Origin of the sequence: Alkalispirochaeta alkalica DSM 8900 (genome assembly GCF_000373545.1) — a bacterium.
Classification (GTDB): Bacteria; Spirochaetota; Spirochaetia; order DSM-27196; family Alkalispirochaetaceae; genus Alkalispirochaeta; species Alkalispirochaeta alkalica.
The window spans coordinates 1-1,008 of the sequence record NZ_KB891759.1; the positions used below are offsets into that span (position 1 = coordinate 1).

Annotated in this window: 2 protein-coding genes; both read left to right on the forward strand. The window is 64.3% G+C overall.

All coding sequences use genetic code 11. The features are described 5' to 3' along the window. Positions 1 to 173: 173 nt before the first annotated feature. Complete coding sequence (locus B071_RS0113640; RefSeq protein WP_018527626.1) at positions 174 to 578, forward strand: hypothetical protein; 405 nt, start codon at positions 174 to 176, stop codon at positions 576 to 578. Then, positions 575 to 961, forward strand: a complete 387-nt coding sequence (locus tag B071_RS0113645) for a hypothetical protein (RefSeq protein WP_018527627.1) — start codon at positions 575 to 577, stop codon at positions 959 to 961. Before B071_RS0113640 ends, B071_RS0113645 begins: the two co-directional genes overlap by 4 nt. Positions 962 to 1,008 lie beyond the last annotated feature (47 nt).

The window sequence follows — 1,008 nt, forward strand, 5'->3', positions numbered from 1 at the left end:
GTGCAGGGGGTGAATCTCCAGCCGCTACTGAAACGGGGCGGCTACATCAAGCGCAAGCGGACAGGGCCCCTGGAGACTGAGTTTCTCGACAGGGCACCAACGCGTGACACCCTGACGACCGTGACCGATCTGGTGCGGGGCTACACCCGCTCTCCGGGCGTGAGGATCACCGTATGAGCAACACGGCTGAGTATCTGGAGATGGCCCGCGAGGTTTCGGACGAGCTGCGGGAGAACGGGAAAGCGGCGATGATCGTTCGCCCGGGGAGTGCGGACGGCTGGGAGAAGAAGTTCGATGCCCTCACCGGCACATGGTACTGGGAGGACGGTGAGGGCACTATCGTGCACGACTACCCGGCTCAGGCCACGAAGATCCCGTGCTTCGTCCTGGAGAACCGGTTTGCCATCACCCACATTGACGGCTCCCTGGTCCAGGCCCGGGACCGGCTGTTCCTAGCAAGCGGGCACCCGGTCCCGGGGGATGAGCTGCATACCGACGGGGCGGTGCTCAAGGTGGTGCAGGCGATCCCCTTTCGGCCCGCAGAGGTCACGATCTACACGGAGGTGCAGGCGCGATGAGCTTCGCACTCGATATACGCCGGTGGGCAAGCCAGACGAAGGACCGCATGCAGATCATCCCGCGCAAGACAGCCCTGGAGATCCTCCGGCGCGTGGTGATGCGGACCCCTGTGGATCAGGGCCGGGCGAGGGGGAACTGGCAGGCGAGCACCGGCTCACCCATCGAGACCGAGATTGAGCGGGCCGACCCTGACGGAGGGGCGACGATAGAGGAGGCGATTCCCGTCATCGAGGGCTGGGAGGTGGAGAACGTCGCGATCTATCTGAGTAACAACGTGCCCTACATCGTCCCCCTGGAGGACGGGCACAGCGACCAGGCACCTCACGGGATGGTAAAGATCACCCTCGCTGAGTTTGACGAGATCCTGGAGGCCGTCACGTGACCTACGAGAGGGAGATCCGAAGGGCGCTGGTGAAGCCGTTGAAGGCT

Excerpts from the sequence above, each read along its gene's own strand:
- B071_RS0113645 (WP_018527627.1), top strand. The coding sequence starts at position 575 with ATGAGCTTCGCACTCGATATACGCCGGTGGGCAAGCCAGACGAAGGAC.
- B071_RS0113640 (WP_018527626.1), top strand. The coding sequence starts at position 174 with ATGAGCAACACGGCTGAGTATCTGGAGATGGCCCGCGAGGTTTCGGAC.